The sequence below is a fragment of the Thermus sp. FJN-A genome (assembly GCF_054655095.1).
Genome location: NZ_BAAHSC010000186.1, coordinates 1 through 482 on the forward strand (window position 1 = coordinate 1; position 482 = coordinate 482).

General features: G+C 62.2%; 1 protein-coding gene. It reads left to right on the plus strand.

Features of this window, described 5'->3' with window-relative positions; all coding sequences use genetic code 11:
• Nucleotides 1-482: EF-Tu/IF-2/RF-3 family GTPase (locus tag ACYQ0J_RS07485; RefSeq protein WP_460171540.1), on the plus strand; the 482-nt coding region annotated here is incomplete at both ends.

Below are 482 nucleotides of genomic sequence, written 5' to 3' on the forward strand. Positions count from 1 at the left end.
CCCCAAGACGAAGCGTGGGGAGAACGAGTGGGTGGACAGGATTTGGGAGTTGTTGGACGCGGTGGACGAGTACATACCCACGCCGGTGCGGGACGTGGACAAGCCGTTCTTGATGCCGGTGGAGGACGTGTTTACCATCACGGGGCGTGGGACGGTGGCCACGGGGCGGATTGAGCGGGGCAAGGTGAAGGTTGGGGACGAGGTGGAGATTGTGGGCCTTGCTCCGGAGACGCGGAAGACGGTGGTTACGGGTGTAGAGATGCACCGGAAGACGTTGCAGGAGGGGATAGCTGGGGACAATGTGGGATTGCTTTTGCGGGGTGTAAGCCGGGAGGAGGTGGAGCGGGGGCAGGTGTTGGCGAGGCCTGGGAGCATTACGCCGCACACGAAGTTTGAGGCCTCGGTGTACGTGTTGAGGAAGGAGGAGGGGGGCCGGCACACGGGGTTTTTTTCTGGGTACCGGCCGCAGTTTTACTTTCGGA